1 protein-coding gene and 1 pseudogene are annotated in these 2546 nt (G+C 72.7%); both read left to right on the forward strand.

From position 1 onward, the window contains the following. A pseudogene (locus AB0H32_RS47825) lies at positions 1-783 on the forward strand (maltokinase); the annotation flags it as partial. Between the two features lie 4 nt (positions 784-787). After that, positions 788-2546 (forward strand): 1,4-alpha-glucan branching enzyme (glgB, locus tag AB0H32_RS47830; RefSeq protein WP_361135883.1); only part of this gene is annotated, 1759 nt, incomplete at its 3' end.

Genomic DNA, 2546 nt, shown 5'->3' on the forward strand with positions numbered 1-2546 from the left:
GGCGCGCTGGCCGCACACGGGTGCGCCCGGGGGCCGGCACCGGTCGCCTGGTTCCCCACGAGCGCCCCGCGCCCGGCCACGCTGGGTGTCCTGCAGCCGTTCCTGCCGGACGCCGCCGACGGCTGGACGCTGGCGCTGCGGGCGCTCGCCGCGGGCGACGACTTCACCTCCGAGGCCCGGGAACTGGGCCGGGCCATGGCCGAGGTGCACCTGGCGCTGGCCATGGCGTTCCCGCCGGCCGGGCCGGGCGAGAACGGGCGTACGGCCGAGGCGATGTGCGCACGGCTCGACGCCGCCACGCACGCCGTGCCCGCGCTGCGGCCGTTCGTCCCCGGCCTGCGGGCCGCGTTCGGTGCCCTGGAGACCTGCGACACCGGTCCGCCCGCCCAGCGCATCCACGGCGACCTGCATCTCGGTCAGGTGCTGCAGGCCGGGCGCGACTGGTTCGTCATCGACTTCGAGGGCGAGCCGTCCCGCCCGCTCACCGAGCGGCGGGCCCCGCAGTCCCCGGTGCGGGACGTGGCCGGGATGCTGCGCTCCTTCGACTACGCGGCCCGGCAGCGCCGCCCCTGGCGGCCGGAGTGGGCCCGCCGGTGCCGGGAGGCGTTCTGCGCGGGCTACGCGGCCCGCGCCGGGTGGGACCCGCGCAAGAAGCACGCGCTGCTGCGCGCGCACGAGACGGACAGGGCGGTGTACGAGGTGCTGTACGAGGCGAGACACCGTCCGGACTGGCTGCCGGTGCCGATGGCGGCGATCAAGCGGCTCGCCGTGTGGGGAGGCTGAGGTCATGGCACTGCGCGACACCGCACGCCCCGAGTCCGCGGGACCCGTTCCGCTCACGGCCGTCCCGCTCGGCCCGGGCGACCGCGACCGCCTGCTGGGCGGCGCCCACCACGATCCGCACGCCCTGCTGGGCGCCCACCCGGTAGCCGGCGGCACCCTGTTCCGGGCGTTGCGCCCGAACGCCCGCGCCGTCTGCGTCGTGGTGGACGGCAGGCGCAACGCCCTGGTCTCGGAGGGCGGCGGGCTCTTCGCCGCCGTGCTGCCGTACCCGCAGATCCCGTCGTACACGCTGCTGGTGACCTACGACGACGCCGAGCAGGAGGTCGAGGATCCGTACCGTTTCCTTCCCGCCCTCGGCGAACTGGACCTCCATCTGATCCGCGAGGGCCGGCACGAGCAGCTGTGGCGGGCGCTCGGCGCCGAGCCGATGACCCACCAGGGGGTGACCGGCACCCGCTTCGCCGTGTGGGCGCCGAACGCCCAAGGGGTACGCGTCGCCGGTGACTTCACGTACTGGGACGGCACCCAGTACCCGATGCGGTCGCTCGGCGCGTCCGGTGTCTGGGAGCTGTTCCTGCCCGGTGTCGGCGAGGGCGCCCGGTACAAGTTCGAGGTCACCTCCCGCCACGGCGGCCGGTTCCTGAAGGCGGACCCGATGGCCCGCCGCACGGAGGTCCCGCCCGCGACCGCGTCCGTCGTCACGGCCGCGCACTACGAGTGGGGCGACGCGGAGTGGATGGCCCACCGCGGCGACACACCCGTGCACGAGGCGCCGTTCTCGGTGTACGAGGTCCATCTGCCCTCCTGGCGTCCCGGCCTGGGCTACCGGCAGCTGGCCGACGAACTTCCGGCGTACGTCAAGGAGATGGGCTTCACGCATGTGGAGCTGATGCCGGTCGCCGGGCATCCCTTCAGCGGTTCCTGGGGCTACCAGGTCACCTCCTACTACGCGCCCACGCCCCGCCTCGGCTCTCCGGACGACTTCAGGTACCTGGTGGACGCGCTGCACCGGGCCGGCATCGGCGTGATCATGGACTGGGTGCCGGCCCACTTCCCGAAGGACGACTGGGCGCTGGGCCGCTTCGACGGGGATCCGCTGTACGAGCCCGGGGACGACCGGCGGGCCGAGCATCCGGACTGGGGTACGTACGAGTTCGACTTCGGGCGCATCGAGGTGCGCAACTTCCTCGTCGCCAACGCCGTGTACTGGTGCGAGGAGTTCCACATCGACGGCCTGCGCGTGGACGCCGTCGCCTCCATGCTCTACCTCGACTACTCGCGCGACTCCGGTCAGTGGACGCCGAACGTCTTCGGCGGGCGGGAGGATCTGGACGCGGTGGCCTTCCTGCAGGAGATGAACGCCACCGTCTACCGGCGCTGCCCGGGCGTGGTGACGATCGCCGAGGAGTCCACCGCCTGGGACGGGGTGACCCGGCCGACGGACAGCGGCGGGCTGGGCTTCGGGCTGAAGTGGAACATGGGCTGGATGCACGACTCGCTGGAGTACGTCCAGCACGAACCGGTCCACCGCAAGTACCACCACCACGAGATGACCTTCTCGATGGTGTACGCCTACAGCGAGAACTACGTCCTGCCCATCTCCCACGACGAGGTCGTCCACGGCAAGCAGGCCCTCGTCTCGAAGATGCCGGGCGACTGGTGGCAACGGCGGGCGAACCACCGTGCCTACCTCGGCTTCATGTGGGCCCACCCCGGCAAGCAACTCCTCTTCATGGGACAGGAGTTCGCCCAGGGCGCGGAGT

Source organism: Streptomyces sp. NPDC020362, from assembly GCF_040642095.1.
Lineage (GTDB): Bacteria > Actinomycetota > Actinomycetes > Streptomycetales > Streptomycetaceae > Streptomyces.